Annotated in this window: 20 protein-coding genes; 7 read left to right on the top strand and 13 right to left on the bottom strand. The window is 71.6% G+C overall.

The genetic code is table 11. The features are described from left to right. The first annotated feature begins 34 nt into the window (after positions 1-34). Positions 35-892 (top strand): proteasome subunit beta, encoded by an 858-nt coding sequence (gene prcB, locus AQJ64_RS08975; RefSeq protein WP_059202550.1) that lies wholly within the window; start codon positions 35-37, stop codon positions 890-892. Positions 893-965: 73 nt separating this feature from the next. On the opposite strand, the gene AQJ64_RS08970 is transcribed toward prcB, so the two are convergent. The 4 genes from AQJ64_RS08970 to AQJ64_RS08955 form a co-directional block, all read right to left on the bottom strand. After that, a complete protein-coding gene (locus AQJ64_RS08970; RefSeq protein WP_055632646.1) occupies positions 966-1925 on the bottom strand; it encodes a hypothetical protein in 960 nt (319 codons plus the stop codon). 14 nt (positions 1926-1939) lie between these two features. Next, positions 1940-3415, bottom strand: coding sequence for an APC family permease (locus tag AQJ64_RS08965; RefSeq protein WP_055632647.1), 1476 nt, complete (start codon positions 3413-3415; stop codon positions 1940-1942). Between the two features lie 228 nt (positions 3416-3643). Beyond that, positions 3644-5047 (bottom strand): Si-specific NAD(P)(+) transhydrogenase, encoded by a 1404-nt coding sequence (gene sthA, locus AQJ64_RS08960; protein ID WP_055632648.1) that lies wholly within the window; start codon positions 5045-5047, stop codon positions 3644-3646. Between the two features lie 68 nt (positions 5048-5115). Next, positions 5116-5322, bottom strand: coding sequence for a hypothetical protein (locus tag AQJ64_RS08955; protein ID WP_055632649.1), 207 nt, complete (start codon positions 5320-5322; stop codon positions 5116-5118). Positions 5323-5453: 131 nt separating this feature from the next. Between AQJ64_RS08955 and AQJ64_RS08950 the strand changes: the two genes are divergently transcribed. Next, positions 5454-7694: an MMPL family transporter gene (locus AQJ64_RS08950; RefSeq protein WP_055632650.1), complete on the top strand. Its 2241-nt coding sequence runs from the start codon at positions 5454-5456 to the stop codon at positions 7692-7694. Here the strand turns inward: AQJ64_RS08950 and AQJ64_RS08945 are convergent. Further along, positions 7654-8742 carry a PP2C family protein-serine/threonine phosphatase gene (locus tag AQJ64_RS08945; RefSeq protein ID WP_079061550.1) on the bottom strand — a complete coding sequence of 363 codons (1089 nt, stop codon included), beginning with the start codon at positions 8740-8742 and terminating at the stop codon, positions 7654-7656. The two genes, AQJ64_RS08950 and AQJ64_RS08945, sit on opposite strands and share 41 nt — an antisense overlap. Before the next feature lie 231 nt (positions 8743-8973). Between AQJ64_RS08945 and AQJ64_RS08940 the strand changes: the two genes are divergently transcribed. Then, positions 8974-9861, top strand: coding sequence for a GNAT family N-acetyltransferase (locus AQJ64_RS08940; protein ID WP_055632652.1), 888 nt, complete (start codon positions 8974-8976; stop codon positions 9859-9861). On the opposite strand, the gene AQJ64_RS08935 is transcribed toward AQJ64_RS08940, so the two are convergent. Together AQJ64_RS08935 and AQJ64_RS08930 are read right to left on the bottom strand one after the other, a co-directional pair. Continuing rightward, the gene (locus AQJ64_RS08935) at positions 9862-10761 is read right to left on the bottom strand and encodes a Gfo/Idh/MocA family protein (protein WP_055632653.1); all 900 of its coding nucleotides are present in this window, start codon (positions 10759-10761) and stop codon (positions 9862-9864) included. A gap of 84 nt (positions 10762-10845) precedes the next feature. Continuing rightward, positions 10846-12204 (bottom strand): type III PLP-dependent enzyme domain-containing protein, encoded by a 1359-nt coding sequence (locus tag AQJ64_RS08930; RefSeq protein WP_240512523.1) that lies wholly within the window; start codon positions 12202-12204, stop codon positions 10846-10848. 295 nt (positions 12205-12499) lie between these two features. Between AQJ64_RS08930 and AQJ64_RS08925 the strand changes: the two genes are divergently transcribed. After that, positions 12500-12730, top strand: a complete 231-nt coding sequence (locus AQJ64_RS08925; RefSeq protein WP_055632655.1) for a DUF5133 domain-containing protein — start codon at positions 12500-12502, stop codon at positions 12728-12730. Positions 12731-12779: 49 nt separating this feature from the next. Here the strand turns inward: AQJ64_RS08925 and tgmB are convergent, their stop codons facing one another. The 6 genes from tgmB to AQJ64_RS08895 form a co-directional block, all read right to left on the bottom strand. Continuing rightward, positions 12780-13766, bottom strand: coding sequence for an ATP-grasp ribosomal peptide maturase (gene tgmB, locus AQJ64_RS08920; RefSeq protein WP_055632656.1), 987 nt, complete (start codon positions 13764-13766; stop codon positions 12780-12782). 16 nt (positions 13767-13782) lie between these two features. Next, positions 13783-13974, bottom strand: coding sequence for a putative ATP-grasp-modified RiPP (gene tgmA / locus AQJ64_RS08915; protein ID WP_055632657.1), 192 nt, complete (start codon positions 13972-13974; stop codon positions 13783-13785). A gap of 204 nt (positions 13975-14178) precedes the next feature. Next, entirely contained in the window at positions 14179-14469 is a 291-nt protein-coding gene (locus AQJ64_RS08910; protein ID WP_055632658.1) for a DUF1232 domain-containing protein, read from the bottom strand. Between the two features lie 122 nt (positions 14470-14591). Further along, positions 14592-15776 (bottom strand): hypothetical protein, encoded by a 1185-nt coding sequence (locus tag AQJ64_RS08905; RefSeq protein WP_055632659.1) that lies wholly within the window; start codon positions 15774-15776, stop codon positions 14592-14594. 310 nt (positions 15777-16086) lie between these two features. Next, positions 16087-17445, bottom strand: coding sequence for a 6-phospho-beta-glucosidase (locus tag AQJ64_RS08900; protein ID WP_055632660.1), 1359 nt, complete (start codon positions 17443-17445; stop codon positions 16087-16089). Between the two features lie 36 nt (positions 17446-17481). Continuing rightward, positions 17482-18273 (bottom strand): DeoR/GlpR family DNA-binding transcription regulator, encoded by a 792-nt coding sequence (locus AQJ64_RS08895; RefSeq protein ID WP_450283190.1) that lies wholly within the window; start codon positions 18271-18273, stop codon positions 17482-17484. Positions 18274-18593: 320 nt separating this feature from the next. Here AQJ64_RS08895 and AQJ64_RS08890 point away from each other — a divergent pair, with 320 nt between their 5' ends. From AQJ64_RS08890 to AQJ64_RS08880, 3 genes are read left to right on the top strand one after another with little or no spacing between them, the layout of a single operon-like run. Next, entirely contained in the window at positions 18594-19871 is a 1278-nt protein-coding gene (locus AQJ64_RS08890; protein ID WP_055632661.1) for an extracellular solute-binding protein, read from the top strand. A 1-nt stretch (position 19872) separates the two neighbouring features. Then, positions 19873-20928, top strand: a complete 1056-nt coding sequence (locus AQJ64_RS08885; protein WP_079061549.1) for a carbohydrate ABC transporter permease — start codon at positions 19873-19875, stop codon at positions 20926-20928. Further along, a complete protein-coding gene (locus AQJ64_RS08880) occupies positions 20925-21758 on the top strand; it encodes a carbohydrate ABC transporter permease (RefSeq protein WP_055632663.1) in 834 nt (277 codons plus the stop codon). The genes AQJ64_RS08885 and AQJ64_RS08880 overlap by 4 nt, the downstream gene beginning before the upstream one ends. The last annotated feature ends 26 nt before the right edge of the window (positions 21759-21784 follow it).

Here is a 21784-nt window from a genome sequence, read left to right as displayed (position 1 = left end):
GTGTCGGCGACCGGGGCGGGCGAGGGGGAGTGGCATGGCGGCAGAGCGTGGGCACGAGGGACGACTGGCCGGGGAGTTCTTCACACCGGGGGGCTCGTCCTTCACCGAGTTCCTCGCGGCGCACCGCCCCGGACTGCTCCCCACCCGCCCGCCGTTCCCCGACGGCGTCCGCGCCGCCCCCGACGCCTTCCCGCACGGCACCACGGTCCTCGCCCTGTCCTACCGCGACGGAGTCCTGATCGCGGGTGACCGCCGCGCCACGATGGGCAACCTCATCGCCCAGCGCGACCTGGAGAAGGTGCACCCGGCGGACGACCACACCGCCGTCGCGTTCGCGGGCACGGTCGGTCTCGCCCTGGACCTGGTGAAGCTGTACCAGGTCGAGCTGACCCACTTCGAGAAGGTCGAGGGCATCCCGATGACCCTGGGTGCCAAGGCGCGCCGGCTCGCCACCATGATCCGGCAGAACCTGGACCAGGCCATGCAGGGCCTGGCCGTCGTCCCGCTCCTCGCGGGCTACGACTTCTCGGCGCCCGAGGGCGCCAGGGGCCGTATCTTCAGCTTCGACGTGGCCGGCGGCCTCTACGAGAAGGCCCCCTTCCACGCCGAGGGCTCCGGCTCCCCGTACGCCCGGGGCGCCCTGAAGAAGCTGTTCCGCCCGGACATGCCCCGCCGGGAGGCGGCCCTCACCGCACTCCAGGCCCTCTACGACGCGGCCGACGACGACTCCGCCACCGGCGGCCCCGACATCAGCCGCCGCATCTTTCCGATCGTCTCCGTCATCACGGAGGAAGGCTTCGAACGCCTCCCCGAGGAGGAGACGGAGGACCTGACCCGAGAAATGGTGGACCACCGCAGCGTGAGGCCCGACGGCCCGAATGCAACACCGTGACGGGGAGTGCCCCTTCAGGGCGCGGGGAACCGCGCGACCGGCCGCACCCAACCCGCACCCGACGACGCGTCCGTCAAGCCCGCACCACCCACTCCTTCCGCCACCGCACCAGCTGCTGAGCGGGATCCCCGGTGTAGGACCACGGCGTACGCGTCGCGCGCCGACCGAGCAACCGGAGCAACGGGACCGCGACCTCGGCCGCGTCCGCCCAACAGGCCGCATGCGCCAGGTAATGGAAGTCCCGCAGCTCGCCGGGCGCCACGACCGAGTCCGGCCGCCCGGTGATCCACCGCTCCCAGGTGCGCCGTACGTCGCTCACCGCCCCGTCGTTGTTCCAGTGCTGGGCGAGCCCCACCCGGGCGGGCCGGCCCTGGGCGGTGTCGACGGCGTACCGGTACTCCTCGACCCGGGCGTACTGCACCAGGACCGGCAGCGGGCACCCCGGCGGGGCCACCCCCGCCGCGTCGCGCGCGAAGTCGTACATCAGGCCGTGCGAGCCGTGCCAGCGGGCGGAGTAGTAGTGCAGCACCTGGAGGTGGCCCTCCATGCTGTACGGGTCACGCCGGTGCAACTCGTCCCACCAGCGGGCGAGTTCCTGCCGGCGCACCCCGGAGGGGTAGAGCCGCGCCACCGAGATCAGCGAGACCCAGGGCGTGGGGTCGGCCGGGTACGCCTCGGCCGCCGACAGGCACGCCAGCACCGCCGCGTCGATCCGCTGCTGGTCGATCGCCACGCCCCGGCCCGCGGAGATGGCCAGGTTGAACGTCCTGGCGGTCTCGGTGGCCGCCCGCAGCACGAGCGCGTCCGCGCTCTGCGGTTCGGCGGCCAGCCAGGTCTCCACGGTCGAACTGCCCGCGCAGGCCTGCGCCAGCAGCCGCACCCGGTGCCCCCGGGAGAGCCAGTCCGGGCCGGTCGTGCGCAGGAGTTCCCGCAGGCCCTGCCAGCGGCCGATGACGATGTCGTGGCGTGCGGAGGAGAGGGACACGTCCCCGCAGTCGGGGTCGAACTCGGGAGTGAAGCGGTCACGCGCCATCGCTCGGGTTCCCCTCAGAAGTCGGTGGGGAGGCCCTCGTAGGCGGTGGAGTGCGCCGCCGCGTGGCCGTCGGGCGCGTAGTCGGCCTCGACGGTCCGTGAGGCGTCCAGACGGGCCGGGCGGTAGTAGTCGCTGCCCTTGCGCCAGTACCAGAGCATCGGCACCACGCCCACGGCGAGCCCGCCGATGCCGATGGTGATCGCCGCGGGCTCCAGTTCGCCGAGCGACTCCGCGAAGATCCAGAACATGAACACCGCGCCGAACAGCGGCCACAGCCCGCCGAGCAGGAAGTCCGACGGGGACCGCAGCAGGGTCTTGCGGTAGGCCACGACCGCCGCGAGCCCGGCGAGGCCGTAGTAGATCGCGATCTGCAGACCGATCGCCGAGATCGCGTCGGCGAGGATGTCACCGACCGAGCCCAGCGCGTTGGAGGCCACGAACATGACCAGCGCCACCCCGCCGACCACCGCGATCGCGATCCACGGCGTGTTCCAGGTGCGGTGCACCCGGCCCAGCGCGGAGGGCATCGTACGGTCGCGGCCCATCGCGAACAGCGAGCGCGTGACCTGGATGAGCGTGGTCTCCAGGGTGGCGATCGTCGACAGCATCACCGCGACGATCAGCAGCTTGCCGCCCCAGCCGGGGATCAGTTCCTCGCCGAGCGCGGCCAGCACGTTGGCGCCGTTGTCGTCGATCTGCTGGGCGCTGAGGACGACGTTCACCGCGATGGTGAACACCTCGAAGAGCAGGAACACGATGCCGACGCCGATCAGGCCCGCGAGTCCGGTCGTACGGCGGCTGTTGCGGGTCTCCTCGCTGAGGTTGCTGGTGACGTCCCAGCCCCAGTAGTAGAACGCCGCGACCAGCGCGCCCGAGGCGAAGCCGGAGACCCCGTCGAAGTGGCTGAACCCGAGCCAGGACCAGTCGAACGGCAGCGCGTTGTCCTGGGTGTGGAAGCAGGCGAGCAGCGCGAACAGGGCGAGGATCGCCAGTTCCACACCCGACATGATCAGCTGGGCGCGCACGGTGAGCCGGGCCCCGCCCAGCACCACCGCCAGCATCACCACGAACCAGGCCGCGCCCACCACCGTCGACAGCGCGGTGTTGTCGGCGAGCCCCTTGTCGAAGAGGGCCAGCGTCATCGAGCCGGCCGGCAGTGAGCCGGCCACCATGAAGATCGTCGCCGAGACGACCAGCGCCCAGCCGCTGAGGAAGCCCAGGAACGGGTGGAGGGTCCGGCCCACCCAGGAGTAACTGGCTCCCGCGTTCACGTCGATGCGGCTGAGCCGGCTGAACGCGAGCGCGATGCCCAGCATCGGTATCGCGCAGTACAGCAGCGCCGCCGGGCTCGCCAGGCCCACCGCGCCGACGAGGACCGCCGTCGTGGCGGCGATGGAGTACGCCGGGGCACTGCCCGCGACCGCCATCACCACCGTGTCGAAGGTGCCGAGGACGTTCGCCTGCAGCCCTCTACCGGTGCTGTTGCTCATGCTCGTGCTGCTTTCCGTCGTGCACATGGGGGGTGTGGGTGGAGCGCCGCCGGGCACCGAGGGGTTGACCACGGGAAACATCGACGGGGAAAGCCACGGCGGTTACCGTTCCGCTAAGCGTCGCGGGACGGTCACACCGAGTGTGCGTGTGATGATAGCCCCACCTCTTGAGCTTTCAAGATTGACTGGGGGGTAACGTGCGCCCCCTCGCGCGCCCCCCGCGCCGGTTCACTCCCCGATCCGGTCCAGTTGGCGCAGCCGGTTGGTGGCGTCCAGGGCGGCGACCTTGTACGACTCCGCCAGCGTCGGGTAGTTGAACACGGCGTCGACGAGGTAGTCGACCGTGCCGCCGCAGCCCATCACCGACTGCCCGATGTGGATCAGCTCCGTGGCGCCGGTCCCGAAGCAGTGCACCCCGAGGAGCTTGCGGTCCTCGGGCGAGACCAGCAGCTTCAGCATGCCGTGCGCGTCGCCGATGATCTGCCCGCGGGCCAGCTCCCGGTACCGGGCCACCCCCACCTCGAACGGCACGCTGTCCTCGGTGAGCTGGTCCTCCGTCCGCCCCACGAAGCTGATCTCCGGGATGGTGTAGATCCCGATCGGCTGGAGGTGGTGCATCCGAGCCACCGGCTCCCCGCAGGCGTGGTACGCGGCCGCCCGGCCCTGCTCCATCGAGGTCGCCGCCAGCGCCGGGAAGCCGATCACGTCCCCGACGGCATAGATGTGCGGCACGCGCGTGCGGTAGTGCTCGTCGACCTCGATCCGGCCGCGCGGGTCGGCCGCCAGTCCGGCCTTGTCCAGGTCGAGTCCGTCGGTCAGGCCCTGTCGGCCCGCCGAGTACATCACCGCGTCCGCCGGTATCTTCTTGCCGCTCGCCAGCACGGTCAGCGTGCCCCGAGGATGCCGCTCCACGGCGGCGACGGTCTCCCCGAACCGGAAGGTGACCGCGAGATCGCGCAGATGGTACTTGAGCGACTCGATGACCTCGACGTCGCACATGTCGAGCATCCCGGCCCGCTTCTCCACCACCGTGACCTTGCTGCCGAGCGCGGCGAACATGGAGGCGTACTCCATGCCGATCACACCGGCGCCCACGATCACCATGGACCGCGGCACCCGCTCGACCGTCAGGACGTTGTCGGAGTCGAGGATGGTACGCCCGTCGAACTCCACGCTCGCCGGCCGCGCCGGCCGGGTCCCGGTGGCGATGACGATGTGCTCGGCGCTGATCGTCCGCTCCTGGCCGCCCGCCTCGCGCAGGGCGACGGTGTGGTCGTCGACGAACCGACCGGTGCCGGAGAACAGGGAGACGTGGTTGCGGGACAACTGGCTGCGGATGACGTCGGTCTCACGGCCCACCACATGCTGGGTGCGCGCGGTGAGATCGGCGACGGTGATGTCCTCCTTCAGCCGGTAGCTCTGCCCGTACAGATCGCGCTGGGTGAGACCGGTGAGGTACAGCACCGCCTCGCGCAGGGTCTTGGAGGGGATGGTTCCGGTGTGGAGGGAGACCCCGCCGACCATGTCGGGGCGGTCGACGACGGCGACGCGGCGGCCGAGTTTGGCCGCGGCGATGGCGGCCTTCTGGCCGCCGGGACCTGATCCGAGGACGAGCATGTCGAAGTCGGGCACCCTCCGCAGTGTGACAGCGAGGGGTGCCGCGGGGAAGGAGCGGAGAAGGATCTAGGGTTTTGTCCGTCCTAGGGCAGCAGCTTCTCGATCGCGGCCGGGCCCTCCTCGGCGAGCTTGCGCCGGGCCCATTCGAGAGTGCGCGGGGTGAGGTCCCGGCCCGTGGCCAGGACCATGTCCTCCGGGGACACCTCGCTGCCCGTGCGCGTGTGGAGCAGCTCGTCCGGGGTGACGCGGTCCGCGGCGGGCCGGGCGCCGCCCGGCTGTGAGGTCGGCATGGTGTCTGCTCCTCGCGTCCGAAGGAATGTACTAACACCATTCATCCTCCCGGCGCACCCTGCAATCCCGATCACCTCATGCCCATGACGTCCGAGATGCCGAGAAGATCGAGCGGACGTGTAATGGGCCCATGGCACCCACCACCGCCGGGACACCGCGACGCGGGGTACTGCGCAGGCTCGGCGCCTGGTGCGCCCGTCACTTCCTGATCGTCATCATCGCCTGGCTGGTCGCCCTGGTCACCCTCCAGCTGGTCGACCGCGCCGTCGGCGGTACCTACGAGGACAACTTCCAGCTCTCGGACACCCAGTCCCAGAAGGGCCTCGACGTCCTCCAGGAGCACGACCCGCAGGCCGGCGGATACAGCGCCCAGATCGTCATGCACGACGACCAGCCCCTGAGCGCACTGAGCTCGCAGATGTCCACCACGGTCGGCGACCTGCAGAAGCTGCCCCATGTCCTCTCGGCGCAGAACCCCCTCTCGCAGACCCCGACCAAGGTCGGCCCGGTGTCGAGCGACGGCAAGACCGGCTACATCACCGTCCGCTTCGACAAACAGCCCAACACCCTCGGCGACGCCTACCTCGACGGCGTCGACCAGGCCGTCCAGCCGCTGCGGGCGGCCGGCGCCGACGTCGAGTACGGCGGCTCGCTCGGCGAACTGGCCCGGCCCAAGGCCAACGACTACCTCAGCGAGGCGATCGGCTTCGCGGTCGCCGTCGTCGTCCTGCTGATCGGCTTCGGCAGTGTCATCGCGGCCGGACTGCCCCTCGTCACCGCACTGATCGGCGTGGTCGGCGGACTCGCCGTCCTCGGCCTGCTGGCCGCCGCCTTCACCTTCGCGACCGTCTCACCGACCCTCGCCACCATGATCGGCCTCGGCGTCGGCATCGACTACGCCCTGTTCCTGATCACCCGGCACCGGCAGAACCTGATGAACGGCGCCGATCCCGCCGAGGCCGCCGGACACGCCACCGCCACCAGCGGCCGCGCCGTCCTGGTCTCCGGCACCACCGTGATCATCGCGCTGATGGGCCTGTACGCGTCCGGGGTGTCCTTCATCGGCAAACTCGGCCTCGCCGCGGCCATCACCGTGATCTCCGCCGTCGCGGGTGCCCTCACCTTCGTCCCCGCCCTGCTCGGGCTCATCGGCCGCACCATCGACCGCTGGCACGTCCGCACACCCGTCGCCGAGACCGACGCCGCACCGGGCGCCACCCCGCACGGCACCTGGCACCGCTACGCCAAGCGCGTCGAACGCCGACCCTGGCGGTACCTCGGCTCCGGCCTCGCCGTCATCGCGATCCTCGCCATCCCCGTCTTCTCCATCCAGCTCGGCCACATCGGCGACGGGGCCGACCCGACCTCCTTCACCGACCGGCGGGCCTACGACCTGATGACCGACGCCTTCGGCCCCGGCTCCAACGGGCCCCTCACCGTCGTCATCGACCAGACGTCCGTCCCCTCCGACAAACGCTCCGACCTCCAGTCCCAGGCGCAGAAGACCCTCAACGCCGTGCCCGACGCGGCGACCGTCACCCCGCTGACGGCCACCCAGGACGGCGACGTGCTGATCGGGACCGTCTACTCCACACAGGCCCCGCAGGACGCCACCACCACCGACCTGGTGAACCGGCTCAAGGACACCACCCTGCCCGACGCGGTCTCCGGCTACGACGCCAAGGGCTATGTCACCGGCACCACGGCCGCCCAGGTCGACTTCCGCGACATCGTCGCCAGCCGGCTCCCCCTGATCATCTGCGTGGTCGTCGGCCTCGCCTTCCTGATCATCCTCGCCGTCTTCCGCGGCCTCCTCGTCGCGGTCAAGGCCGCCGTCCTCAACGTCCTGTCCATCACCGCCTCGTACGGCGTGGTCGTCGCCGTCTTCCAGTGGGGCTGGGGCGGGCCCGCGCTGGGCGTCAACGGCGACGTGCCCATCGAGAGCTATGTGCCGATGATGATGTTCGCGATCATCTTCGGCCTCAGCATGGACTACGAGATCTTCCTGCTCTCCCGCGTCCACGAGAACTGGCTGCGCACCGGCGACGCCAAGGACTCCGTCGCCCACGCCCTGGAGATCACCGCCCGGGTCATCACCTGCGCCGCCCTGATCATGGTGAGCGTGTTCGCGGCGTTCATCATCAGCGACAACATCGTCGTCAAGATGCTCGGCCTGGGCCTCGCCGTCAGCGTGCTGATCGACGCCACCGTCGTCCGGCTGCTCATGGTGCCGGCCGTGATGACGCTGCTGGGCGAGAAGGCCTGGTGGACCCCGCGCCGGCTGGACCGGATCCTGCCGCACATCGACGCCGAGGGCGACGCGGAGACCCTCACCGGTCCGGACGCCAGGGCGCGAGGACGAGCATCGTGACGTCGTCACGGACCTCGGGGGAGTGCCGCACGACATCGGCCCAGACCCGGACGGCCGTGGTCGCCGGATCGGCCCCCGCGGTGAGGGCGGGGAGCCGCTCCGTCAGCGGATAGAAGACGTCGGCGGTGTCCCGCGCCTCCCACACCCCGTCCGAGGCGAGGAAGATCCGGTCACCCGCGCACAGCGGCAGCAGCAGCCCGCCCGGCCGGGGCGCGTCCGGCAGGTCCAGGCCCAGCGGCGCCCCCGGGGTGACGGCCACCTCCGTCGCCGCGCCGTCGCGCAGCAGCACCGGCGGCGGATGCCCGCACACCACCACCCGTACGGCGTCCGCTCCCGGGGTGAACTCCAGCAGCACCGCCGTCGCGAACAGCTCCGCGTGCGGCACCCGGGCCGAGTCCACCGCCAGCCGCCGGTCCAGCCGGGCCGCCACCGCCTCCAGGGACGGCTGGTCCAGCACCGCCTCTCGGAACGCCCCCATCAGGGACGCCACCGTCGCGATCGCCGCCAGCCCGTGCCCCTGCACATCCCCCAGCACCGCCCGCACCCCGTGCGCGCTGTCCCGTACGTCGAAGAAGTCGCCGCCGACCAGCGTGCCGCGCTCGGCCGCCCGGTACAGGCCCGCGCAGGACACCCCGCCCACCCGCTCCGGCACCGGCGGCACCACCGCCTGCTGGGCCGCCTCGGCGATCGTGCGCTCGACGTCCAACTGCACATCCCGGCGGCTGCGCACGAACGCCACGAACACGCTCAGCAGGGCGACGAAACAGATCGTCAGCAGGTCCGTCTGGCCCGGATCGTCCAGCCGGAACGCCGGCACGTTCAGCATCACGACCACCACCGCCCCCAGCACGCCGGTCGCCACCGGGCCGTACGACAGGACCGCCAGCGGCGGGATCGCGCCCAGCAGGAAGCCGATGTCCAGCGGGTCCGGGCTCACCAGGGTGGCCACGCACACCCCCGCGATCAGCGCGATCGGCAGCGCCCGCACCCAGCGCGGCGGCGGCGCGCCCCGCAGCCAGCCCCGCCGCTCCCCGTCCACTCGTGCCACACCACCACGCTCCACCCCGGTACCGCCGGGCGCACGCCGGAAAAACGGGTGGCCGCCCCCTCGGACGATCTCCTACGGTGTGACCGCACGCCCGGACACCACGGAAGGAGGCGAGCGCCGATGAAGCCCTCACGCATCCCGCGCTCCCGTTCCGTGACCCCGGCGTGCCGCGTCTGACCCTCGTCCGACGCCCGGGAGCGCCTCACGTCATTCGCCTCCCGGAGGAATCCCTTGACCGATCTGGTCATCCGCGCGCTCGACGAGCGCGACATCCATCTGTTCGACACCCTGCCCGACCCGCTGGGCAACGCCGAGGCGTTCCGCAACGCCGCCTACCGGCCGCACTGGAAGCGGGTCGCCCTGCGCGACGGGCGGGTCGTCGCCCGCGCCGCCTGGTGGGGCGGGCCCGACGACACCGAGCCCCTCACCGTCGAGTGGTTCGACTTCGCCGACGGCGAGGAGGAGGCGGGCGCCGAACTCCTGCGCACCGCGCCCTGGCGGGTCGGCCTGGAACTGGTCCTGCCCGCCGGCTGGCGCGAGGACCCGGCCCTGCGGGCCGCCGCCGAGGCCCGCCACGCCGCCGCCCGCGCGGCCGGCCAGACCCTGCTCGTGGAGCGCTTCGTCTACCGCTGGACCCCGCGGTGCGGGCTGCCCGAGCGCCCCGGCCGGCTCACCTTCGCCCCCGAACCCGACGACGCGGTGTTCTTCGACGCGCTGTGCCGCATCCACTCCGTCACTCTCGACGCCCACGCCCGCAAGGCCATCGCCGAGGGCGGAGTGGACCAGGCCGCCCAGGAGGAGCTGGACTTCTTCCGCTGGTGTCCGTCCCCGCGCGAGTGGTGGCAGGTCGCCCGCACCCCCGAGGGCGACCCGGCCGGGATCCACATCCCGGCCCACAACCCCTCCGGGCCCTGCGTCGGCTTCATCGGCGTCCTGCCGGAGCACCGGGGGCACGGCTACGCCTACGACCTGCTCGCCGAGTGCACCCACTACCTCGTCGAGCGGGGGGCGGAGTTCATCGCCGCGGCCACCGACCAGGGCAACTTCCCCATGGCGGCCCACTTCACCAAGGCGGGCTACCCCGTCGTGAGGGAGCGGGCGAACTTCGCACCGAGCTGATCAGCGCGGCTCGCCGGCGCTCCGGGCCAGCAGGGCCTCGGCGTCGGCGAGGATCTCGGTGACCCGCAGCCCGAAGGCGGCGTCACACGGGTGCGCACGCCCGTCCCGGGCCGCGGCGAGGAGTTCCCCGGCGGCCCGGGACAGCGCGTCGGCCGCGCTGCCGGTGGGCTCGGGCAGGCGTACGACCCCGTCGTCGCCGTACAGCTCGAGGGCCGACCCCGACGCCGCGGGCGGGGCGGTCAGACTGAGCGTCACGGTGCTGGAGGCGCCGCCGGTGTGCTCCAGGACCAGGTGGACGGTGTCCCGGGGGCCGGGTACTGCGGCGCTCACCCGGCGGACGTCGCCGAGGACCGGCAGCAGCACCGACAGGGCGTGCGGGCCCACGTCCCACAGGGCGCCCTTCTGCCGCCGCCAGGGCGTGGCGAACGGGCTGTCGCCGTCCTCGGCGAACACCGACCCCAGCCAGCGGGCGTGCCCGGTGAACCAGCCCCCGGTCTCCTTCCGCGCGGATATCCAGTCGGCGGTCTCGGTCAGGTACCGGGTGGTGAAGAAGACCACCGAGGCGACCCCCGCCTCCTCGGCCGCCGCCGCCACGGCCCGCGCCCCGGCCGCGGTGGTGGCGACCGGCTTGTCCAGCAGGAGGTGCCGGCCCGCCCGGGCGGCCCGGACCGCCAGCTCCGCCTGGACGTCCGGCGGGAGCGCCACGGCGACCGCGTCCACGTCCGCGAGGAGCGCGTCGACGTCGTCGTAGGCGTGGGTGCCGTGACGGTCCGCCAGTTCCTTGGCGGCCTCGGGGCGGCGGCCCCACACCCCGGTGAAGTCGAGGCCCTCGTGGGAGGCGAGGACGGGGCCGTACACCATCCCGGCCCACGGGCCGGTACCGAGCAGACCGATGCGCATGCCGCTGAGTCTCCCTCGCAGTCGCGGAACCACGCCGAACACGGGCGAGCTTCGCACACCGGTCCGGCCCGGGACACCCCCGGTTCAGCGCCGCGAAGGTGCGGCGAACCCCGTCAGCAGGGCGTCGGCCCGGTCCGAACCGTTCTCCAGGGAGATCTCCCGGGCCGTCTGGGCGGGGCGGACGGTGGCGAAGAGGACGCCGGTGTCCTGTCCGCCGTCCTGGCCGTCGTCCTCGAAGAGACAGCCGTACACGGCGGGCCGGGGCAGGCTGTTGTACGCCCAGGGCGCCGAGAAGTAGTACGCCCCGGTGTCGTGCAGCGCGACCAGATCGCCTTCGGCGAGTTCGGGCAGCGGGTGCGCGTGCGCGACGACGTCTCCGGCGAAGCAGAGCGGCCCGGCGATGTCGTACGGCACCAGCGGACCCCGCTTGGGCGTGCCGTCGGGACCGTACGCGGTGACCCGCAGCGGCCAGGACTGCGGCATGAACACCGTCCGGGTCGCCACCTGGGCGCCGGCGTGGGTGAGCGCGATCCGGCGGCCGCCCGCCTCCTTGACGTACTCGACGCGCGCGGCCGTGACGCCGTGCTTGGCGACCAGGGAGCGGCCGAACTCGGTCACCACCTGGTAGCGGCCGTCCAGCAGGGCGGGCTCCACGGCGGTGAGCGCGGCCACGTACCCGGCGTAGGTCGGTGTCACGGAGTCGTCGGCGAAGTTCACCGGCAGCCCGCCGCCCAGGTCGAGGCTGGTGATCTGACGGCGGCCGGCGCGCGCGTCGATCTCCTCGGCGAGCCCGTGCAGCGCCGCGAGCCCCTGCGCGATCAGCGGCAGCGGGCAGCCCTGGGAGCCGACGTGCGCGTGCAGCCGGGTCAGCCACGGGCGTCGTACGAACGCCTCGACGACCCGCTCACGGGCCCCCGGGTCGCGCAGGGCCACTCCGAACTTGGAATGGGCGGTCGCGGTGCTCATCGCACCGATCGAACCGCTGCCGACCTGCGGATTGACCCGCAGTCCGAGCACGGAGGAGCAGTCCGCGGGGCGCAGTGCGTCGATCCGGTCGAGTTCGCCGAGGTTGTCGGCGTTCAGCGCGACACCGAGGTCCAGCGCCTCGCGGATCTCGCCGCGGGTCTTGGCGGGGGAGTCCAGCACGATCCGCGCCGGGGCGAAGCCCGCGTCCAGCGCCAGCCGCAGTTCGCCGGGGCTCGCCACCTCGCAGCCCATCCCGGCGTCGGCGAGCAGCCGCAGCACCGGCACCAGCGGGCAGGCCTTGGCGGCGAAGGCGTGCAGCACCTCCGGCACCCCCGCGAACGCCTGGTGCAGCGCGGCGACGCTCTCGCGTACGCCCCCGACGTCGAGGAGGCCGGCCACGGGCCGGTCCTCCGCCAGCAGCCCGTCGGTGACCGCCTGCCGTACGGCGCGCGCGACCTTGTCGGTGGAGAACGACACGTCCAGGACTCCTTCGCATCAGGGGCGGGACACCTCCAGGTTCACCCCCGCGGCGGGCCCGTGGGCAGAGGCGGGGCGGAACGGCCTGCCGGGGAGGGGCGTCCATCCGGGTGTCGTCCTCGCCGATTCCGTGTGGGGCCGCGGGACCGGCGTGACTCAGCGTGGACACCCGCGTTACGTACGGCACGAACCGCGTGGCGCGATCGTGCCCCCGGAGGGTGACATGTGTGCCTCGTGTGCATGATTCGCCCAGGTCCGGGCACACGCAGCGCAACAACCGTAGAGAGGGGCGCTCGTGATCGTTCCGGACCCCAAGGTCGCCAGGACGTTGCTGACCCGGTACGCGACGCTGAGGATCGCTCAGGCGGAACAGGAGCGGCCGGAGACGGCCCGTGAACTGCGTGACGTGACCTACACGCTCTGTGTGCTGATGGGCGCGTCCGACGTCCGGGAGGCGGTGGCCGCGGCGGACGCCCTGCTGGAGTCCCGGGCCGCGACCGGCAAGGGGTTGTCGCTCGCCGTCTGAGCCGTGACCGCGCGGCGGGGCCCTGGTGGGGCCGCCGCGCGGTGCCTGTTCAGGAGGCCGCCGAACCGCAGCGGTCGGCGGACCGGGGGCCCGGCCGCGGGGCCGGGCCGGCCAGCCACTCCGCGATGGTGCGCGCGATCGGCTGACCGGTGTCCACCTCCACGAAGCCGAACTGCCCCGACTGGTTGCACTCCAGGAACCACCAGGTGCCGTCGGCGTCCTCCGCGAAGTCGAAGGCACCGTAGGCCAGTTCCGCATCGCGCAGATACGCCCGTACGGCGTCCGCGAGCCGGGGCGGCACGTCGGCCGGGCGCCATGGAGTGGTGGAGGGCGCGTACCGTACGTCCACCACGTCCGGATCGGCGCCCGGGGCCGTGTCCTTGCGGGCGGCGAGGATCCGCTCGCCCACCGCGGTCAGCCGTATGTCCGCCCGTTTGGCTATCCGGCGTTGCAGCAGGGTCGGGCCGTAGGCCACGGCCGCGAAGTCGGCGCCGGGCGGTACCCGGGTGGTGGGCACCGCACGCGGCGGGTCCTGTGGATGCGCCCCGGACACCGGCTTGACCACCAGGTCCGGGTAGCGCTCCGCGAAATCCCGCGCGGCCTGCGGGAAGGTCGTGATGAGGGTCGCGGGCACGGGCAGCCCGCTGCGCTGCGCCAGCCGCAGCTGCCACGGCTTGTGCCGGGCGCGCACGGACGCGTCCGGGTGGTTCATCCAGCGCACACCGGTGCCCCGGAGCATGCCGTAGAGGGCCTGCGAGGCCTCCTCCGTGAGCCACGCGGACGGCTGGGCCGCCCGCGCCGCCGCGGCGCCCGGCCGGCGCACCCACACGGACCGCAGTCCGTCCAGGCTCACCAGCCGGCCGGCCGAGGACAGATGGCCCCGGAACGCACCGTGGACGAACTCGCCCGACAGGGCGACGGTGCTGGTCAGATCGGCCGGGTCGAGCCGGACGACCGGGACGCCCGCGGCGTTCAGGTGCACGACCACCATGTCCGCCGTGACGTCCTCTTCGCAGGTCAGGATGAGCACGGTCATCTTGCGCGGCCCGTGCTCAGTCGTCGAAGTGGGTCTTGGAACCCGCGGTGGAGGTGGTGGTCCCCAGTTCTCTGAGCAGGGCGTGGTCACGAGCGGCGACTCGGCCGTCGAGGAGTACGTTCAACTGCAGTCCGGGGTCATAGGCGTACGGAGTTGCGAACTCCAACTCCGCCGCAGGGCGTGCGTAGTTGAGCGCGAACGGTTGCATGTTCTCTCCCTCGTCGGTACTGCCTCGATCAAGCGGTGCCGCTGTGCGACGTCACTCGGGCCCGCTGCGTTAGGTGCGACCTTCAGTCACTTATACGAATCGAACGGGTGGTTGGTTTCCTTACTCTCCGTGATCATCGGCGAGTCGGGGTTCCAACAGGGCGCGGAGCAGGGGAGATGTGCCGAACGGGGGGTGAAAACGTCTTCAAACACGGTCAGTTGGGGTGCCCGCCGAGTCGGGGAAACGGCGCAGGGAGCGCAGGGCGAGCAGCAGGACACCGATGTCATCGAGGTAGACCGGGTCGGGCAGCAGGTCGGCCGGTAGCACGAAGTACAGGACCGCGCCCCAGAACACCCAGCGCGGGCCGGTGGGCAGGCCGGCGCGTCTGAGGTCCCGGCGGGTGCGGACCAGCCGCACCAGCACCGCGGCGGCGCACGCGAGCAGGGTCGCGGCGAGTACCGCGGCGACGATGAGGAGCGTGGTGGTCGTGTCCACGGGACCTCCCTCCGGGTGCGTCGCGCGGTGTGCCGCCCTTGTTTCGATTTCCCCGATTTCGGTTCCCGGATTCCCCTTTTCCGGCGGGATTACCTCACAGCACACCGGCCGGGTGGGCCCGGCTACCGCTCGGAGGCTTCCCCGGTCCCGTCGGAATCGCCGGCTTCCCTGTCCGCGTCGTCCCGCGACGGCACCGTCGCCGACGCCGGGCGCAGGCCCATGGTGCTCTCCTTGAGCCGTTCCAGGGTCCGGCCCCACTGCTGGAAGGGCGAGCCGCCCTTCTTCGCCGGGGCCGGACGCGGTGGCTCGACGCCCGCCTCGGCCGCCGCCTCACGGTAGGCGGCCAGCGCCTCGTGGGCCTGCTCGGCCGCCTCCCGGTACAGGTCCCGGGACTCGGTCATCGCCTCCAGGGCCTCCTTGTACATGGCCACCAGCTCGCGTTCCCGGGCGAGTTCCTCCTCCAGGGTGAGCAACTGCCACTTCTCCCTGAGCAGGGTGAGCGCGGCGTCGCCGCCCTCCGGCAGCGGCGCGGGCAGCGCGACGTAACGGCGTACGGCGTCCAGCACCTCCGTCGGATGCGAGCCGTCCAGGAACACGCTGCGCACCGAGAAGGACCCGACGTCGTAGCCCTCCGGAGCCGGGCTGCCGGGCAGCACCAGCGCACCGCCGCGCGGCACCTCGACCCCGAAGTCCTTCAGGGCCCAGTTCACGGTCCGCAGCTGGTGCGGGGCCGCCCGGTGCTCCACCACCCGGTGGTGCAGCCCCGGGGGCAGCAGGGAGACCAGCGAACGCCGGCCCCGCTCGTCCGGCGTCATCGCCTCGTGGACGACGACGTCGACGGTCCAGGTGTCGCGCAGGGCGGCCCGCAGGATGCGGCGCAGCTCCTTGTCGTCGGCGGGCAGTGGGTTGACGTCGAGGAACCGCTGGCCGGTCACGGTCTCCTGACCCCACGCGGTGTCCGTCTCCCACGGCCAGAACAGCTCCGCGGGCGACGGCCACCGCAGGTCCCATGGCCGTTCGGCCTCCGCGACCAGCGTCCACTCCTGGCCCCGGCCCGACCACTCCGACAGTTTCAGCCGGGCCCGCACGGTGATGTTGTCGGGTACCTGCCAGCGGGCCTCGAAGGCCGACTCGCCCTCGGCGGTCTCGCTGTCGGGCAGCTCCCGGAAGTCCTGGAGCCTCTCGCCGTCCTTGAGTGCCTGGAGGTGGGTGCGCAGTACCTCCGGTGCGGTGGGACCGGTGTGGCGGCCACGGCCGAGCCAGACCGTGGAGGGGGTGGTGGGCGGGGCGGTCGCGGAGATGTGCATGAGTCCGTTCGTGAGCGGTGGACGAGGGCGATGAGCCGAGCCCAGTATCGCGCGCCGCGGGGTGTGCTTGATCACGCGGGGCCGGGGCCCGGCCTGCTTCGGGATACGCCTTCCCCACCGGGCGCGCCGCCACGCCTCGTTCCCGCACATGCGTACGGGGTGTGCGCCGGGCGCACGGGGTGGCCGCCGTTCACCATGGTCGCCGTCCGCACACCCGTGGGCACACCGTGCCACGCCCCCGAGAATCGATCGCGGCGGCCAGGACTCGCCCGTCATCCGCGTCGGGGCGAGCCCTGGCCGCCGCGTTCGCTCAGCCGCCCAGATAGGCCAGTTCCGGGAAGTGCCGCTGGTAGGCGTCCAGCAGGCGCCTGGCGACCGCGTAGGAGTCGATCAGCGGGTGGATGGTCAGCGCCCGCACCGCGTGGTCGCGCTCGCCGGCCGTCGCGGCGTGGATCACCGCGCGTTCGACGGCCTTGACCGAGCACACCAGTCCCGTGCCGTGGTCGGGCAGTGCGGCCCCGGCGATGGGGTGGGCGCCGTTGGCGTCGACGTGGCAGGGGACCTCGATGACGGCGTCGTCGTCGAGGACGGGGATCCGCCCGCGGTTGCGCACGTTGAGGATGAGGGTCGCCCGCTCGTCCAGCGCGATGGCGCGCATCAGGGCCAGGGCGACCTGTTCGTAGCCGCCGGACTCCAGGTCGCAGGAGTCGCGTTCGCCCATGCCGACGGCCTCGCGGTTCTCGGCCATGTAGGTCGTCTCGCGCTCCAGCCGGGTGGCGTCCCAGGCGTTCCAGGCGGCGCGGGGCACGGACTGCTCCGGGGACGGGGCCAGGGCGTCGTAGAAGCGCTGCTGCTGGGAGTGGAGGAAGGCGCCCCGGGTCTGCCCGGCGGCCCGCGCCGAGCGCACCGACTCGCGGCTGAAGTAGTAGTAGTGCAGGTACTCGTTGGGCAGCGCGCCCAGGGTGCGCAGCAGGTCGGCGCCGAAGAGCCGGCCCTCCTCGAACGAGGTCAGGGCGCCGTCGTCGGCGAGCAGGGACGGCAGCAGGTCGCGGCCCTCGGCGTACAGTCCGCGCAGCCAGCCCAGATGGTTGAGCCCGACGTAGTCGAGGCGCACGCGGGCCGGTTCGACGCCGAGCGCCCCGGCGACCCGGCGGCCGAGGCCCACCGGGGAGTCGCAGATCCCGATCACCCGGTCGCCGAGGTGCGCGGTCATCGCCTCGGTGACCAGCCCGGCGGGGTTGGTGAAGTTGATGACCCAGGCGTCGGGCGCCAGCGCGGCGACCCGGCGGGCGATCGCGACGGCCACGGGGACCGTGCGCAGCCCGAAGGAGATGCCGCCGGCGCCGACGGTCTCCTGGCCGAGGACGCCCTCCTCCAGGGCGATGCGCTCGTCCGCGGCCCGGCCGGCCAGCCCGCCGACGCGGATGGCGGAGAAGACGAAGTCGGCCCCGGTGACCGCCTCGTCGAGGTCGGTGGTGACGGTCACGGTGGGCGGGTCGGGGTGCCCGGCCGCCTGGTCGGCGAGGACCTTGCGGATGATCGCCAGCCGGGAGGCGTCCAGGTCGTACAGGGTCACGTCGGTGACGCGTCCGGCGCCGCGGTCGCCCAGCAGCGCCCGGTAGACCAGCGGGACGCGGAAGCCCCCGCCGCCCAGGATCGTGAGTCTCATACGCCGACCACCTCGTTCATCCGTGAGTCACCTTGCTCATACCGCGACCACCTCGACCCCCGCCTCGCGCAGCCGTGCGCAGGTCTTCTCCTCGCCCGGCGCGTTGGTCACCACCACGTCGAGGTCCTCGGGCCCGCACACCCGGGCCATCCCGGTGCCGGGGAACTTGCCGGCGTCGGCCACCAGGACCACCTGGGCGCTGGCGGCGATCATCGCCCGCTTGACCGGCACCTCGACCGCGGTGGTGTCCAGCACCTGGCCGTCGGGGCGGACCCCGCTGGTCCCGAGGAACAGCCGGTCGGCGTGGACCTGCCGCAGGTTGTCCTCGGTGAGGAAGCCGACCAGGGAGCGGTAGTCGCGCCGGACCACCCCGCCGAGCAGGATCAGCTGGACGTCCTTGTCGTCCTGGAGTTCCTCGTACACGGCCAGGTTGCTGGTGATCACGGTGAGGGACCGGCCGTGCAGATGCCGGGCCACCCGGTGGGCCGTGGTGCCGATGTCGAGCAGCACGGTCTCACCGTCCTTGACGAGGTTTGCGCACCAGGCCGCCAGGGCGTCCTTGGCCTCGACCCGGACACCGGCGACGTCGGCGAACGGGTCGTCCTCGCCCACGACGGGCGCGGCACCGCCGTAGACCCGTTTGAGCAGGCCCTCGTCCTCCAGTTGTGCGAGGTCGCGGCGGATCGTGGCCTGGCTCGCCCCGACCCTCTCGGCCAGGACGGACACCGAGGTCGGCCCGTCCGCACGCAGGGAACGAAGGATCAGCTGATGTCTTCGGTCAGGGAGCATGCGGCAGACCATACTCGCGAACTCGCCAAACTCAAGCAAAGTCGCGCATGAATGTCTCGATACTCGCTTGACCCTTGTCAAACCCGCGCACCGGGTGCACTCTCTTGCGTAATTCGGAGCCAGGCCCGGACCCCACTCCGGTCGGCCGAAGCGGATGAACGGTGCATTCCGCCGTCCCGGACGCGTCGGCACCGTCTGAGAGGACCAGGTCGCACACCCCGGGTGGCTGAAGGGTTCCACCCACGCCGATGCCCTTCAGCCACCCGGCCTCCCCCCCCGCGCCCCACCGCGGCCCCCGACACACAGGTTCTGCCGGACATGCCGGACACGCCGAACCCGCCGAGATCTAGGAGAAGATCGTGGACCTTTCCCGCAGACGATTCCTTCAGGCCGCCGTACTGACGGCCGCCGCGGCCGGCGCCACCGCCGCGTGCGGCGGCGGCTCGGCGTCGAGCGGCAGCAAGGACAGCAAGAACCTGACCTTCTGGTACTGGGCCGGCGGACTGAGCGACAAGGTCGTGGCGGACGCCAAGACCCACTTCTCCGACATCACCCTGAAGACCTCGGTGGTCGGCGGCGACTTCAAGACCAAGCTGCTCACCGGTCTGCGGGCCGCGCAGACCGCCCCCGACATCACCGGCATCAAGGGCGAGGACATCGCCTCCTTCCTGCCCAACGCCAACCGGTTCGTCGACCTGAACACGGTCGGCGCGAAGAAGCTGACCCCGGACTACCTGGCGTGGAAGCTGAAGCAGGCCACCACCCAGGACGGCAAGCTCATCGGCTTCCCCATCGACATCGGCCCCTGCGCCACGTTCTACCGCGAGGACCTCTTCGCCAAGGCGGGCCTGCCCACCGACCCCGTCAAGGTCTCCGCCGAACTGTCCACCTGGGACGACTACTTCAAGGTCGGCGTCGAACTGCACAAGGCCGTGCCCAAGACCTACCTCGTCAACAACATCGGCTCGGTGTTCTCGATGATCGTCGGCCAGGGCACCCGGCGCTTCATCGACGAGGACAACACGTTCATCGGCGACCAGGACCACATCCGCACCGCCTGGACCACCGCCGTCAAGCCCTACACGCTCGGCATCGACGCCAAGATCAACGACAACACCTGGAACGCCGCCATCGGCAACGGCACCCTGGGCACCGAGCTCGGCGCCGCCTGGCACGCCCTCGACATCAGCAACGCCGCCCCCGGCACCAAGGGCCAGTGGCGGGTGGCGAGCCTGCCCGGCGGAGCCTCCAACCTCGGCGGGTCCTTCCTCGCCATCCCGGCGACCAGCGGCAACCCCGAGGAGGCCTTCAAGATCATCAGCTGGATCCTCAGCCCCGAGAACCAGGCCCGCGGCTTCACCGACGCCGCCCTCTTCCCGACCGCGCCGGCCGCCTACAAGCTGCCCGCGCTCACCGGCGGGGACGCCTTCTTCGGCGGCCAGAAGACCATCGAGATCTTCGGCCCGGCGGCCGAGAAGATCCCCGCGGCCTACGAGGCCCCGGCCGACGCGGCGGTCTCCGCGCCGTACTACGCCGAACTGACCAGCATCGAGGCCAAGGGCAAGGACCCGGACCAGGCCTGGAAGGACGCGGTCAGCCAGGCCAAGCAGATCGCCCAGCGGCAGGGAGTGAAGTGACATGTCGTCAAGCCCGGTAGCCGGTCCGGCACCCACCGGACCGACCTCCGGACCCGGCACCGGGCCCCTCGGGCAGGCCGCTCCGGACCCCTCGCGCGGTCCGGGGCGGCGCGCCCCCCGGATCCGGCCGGTGTCGGCCGGGCCCCGGCCCGGGCCGCGCCGGCGGGTCCTCAGGCACTGGCCGCAGTACCTCGCGATCTCGCCGTACTACCTGCTGTTCTCGGTCTTCATGCTCTTCCCGGTGCTCTACACCGTGTATCTGGCGTTCCAGAAGTGGGACGGCATCGGGGAGATGCAGTTCGTCGGCTTCCAGCAGTTCCGCTTCCTGTGGGACGACCCGGTGTTCTGGATGTCCATCCGCAACACCCTGGTCATCTGGGTGCTGTCGACCGTGCCGATGCTCTTCATGGCACTGGTCCTCGCGGTCCTGGTGAACTCCACCAAGCGGTTCACCGCGTTCTACCGGGTCTGTCTGTTCATCCCCAGCATCACCTCGCTGGTGGCCATCGCGATCTTCTTCGGCGCGGTCTTCAGCAACAACTTCGGCCTGATCAACGCCATCCTCAGGGGCCTGCACCTGTCGGCCGTGCCCTGGATGAGCAACGAATGGACGATCAAGCTGGTCATCGCGACGCTGATGACCTGGCAGTGGACCGGCTACAACGCGATCATCTATCTGGCCGGGCTCCAGGCCATCCCCTCGGAGCTCTACGAGGCGGCCCGGATGGACGGTGCGGGCCCGGTGCGGATCTTCTTCTCGATCACCATCCCGCTGCTGCGGCCCATCATCCTGTTCACCGTGGTGATCTCCACGGTCACGGGTCTGCAGAGCTTCACCGAACCCCAGGTGCTGTTCGGCAGCGACGCGGCCACCAACCCCAACTCCGGCGGACCGGGCCAGGCGGGCCTGACCACCCTTCTGTACTTCTACCACCAGGCCTTCGACAACAACGACTTCGGCTACGGCGCCGCGATCGTGTGGGCCTTCTTCCTGCTGATCCTGCTCATCGTGCTCGTCAACTGGCGCCTGGTGCAGCGTAAGGAGCGACGGCCATGAACGGCATGAACCGCACACGCCTGCGGGGGCTCGGCGTCCATGTGATCCTGATGGCCGGCGTCGTCATCTCGGTGTTCCCGTTCTACTGGATCGTCGTCATGGCGACGAACACCTCGCAGGACATCTACCGCTACCCGCCGAAGCTGTGGTTCGGCGACAACCTGCTCACCAATCTGCGGCACCTGTTCGCCAGGATGGACTTCTTCGGGTCACTGGCCAACACCATGATCGTCGCGGTCTGCACGACCGTGCTGGTGCTGTTCTTCGACTCGCTGGCCGCCTTCGCCTTCGCCAAGTACGAGTTCCCCGGCAAGAAGTTCTTCTTCGGCGTACTGCTGTCGATGTACATCCTGCCGACCCAGCTGGCGATCATCCCGCAGTACGAGATCATGGTGCAGCTGGGCTGGCTGGGCACCCTGAAGGCGCTGGTCGTGCCCGCCGCCGCCAACGCCTTCGGCATCTTCTGGATGCGGCAGTACACCTCCACCAGCGTCCCCGACGAACTCCTCGACGCCGCCCGGATCGAGGGCGCCGGGTTCTTCCGCCAGTACTGGCACGTGGTGCTGCCGTGCGTCCGCCCGGCGCTGGCGTTCCTCGGCATCTACACCTTCATCGGCGCCTGGAACGACTACATCCTGCCGTTGGTGATGCTGGTCAACCCGGACAAGCTCACCCTCCAGGTGGCGCTCGCCCAGCTGTACGCCGGTCACTCCACCGACTACAGCATGGTGATGTCCGGGGTGCTGCTGTCGGTCATCCCGCTGGTGCTGGTGTTCACCTTCTTCGCCCGCGGCTTCATCGCCGACGCCACCAAGGGGGCCCTGCGCTGACGGCGCCGGCCCCCGGCCTGAGGTCG

This window comes from Streptomyces griseoruber, assembly GCF_001514205.1.
Lineage (GTDB): Bacteria > Actinomycetota > Actinomycetes > Streptomycetales > Streptomycetaceae > Streptomyces > Streptomyces griseoruber.
The sequence above is the reverse complement of the archived record's forward strand: the minus strand, read 5'-3'. Positions and strand labels throughout refer to the sequence as shown.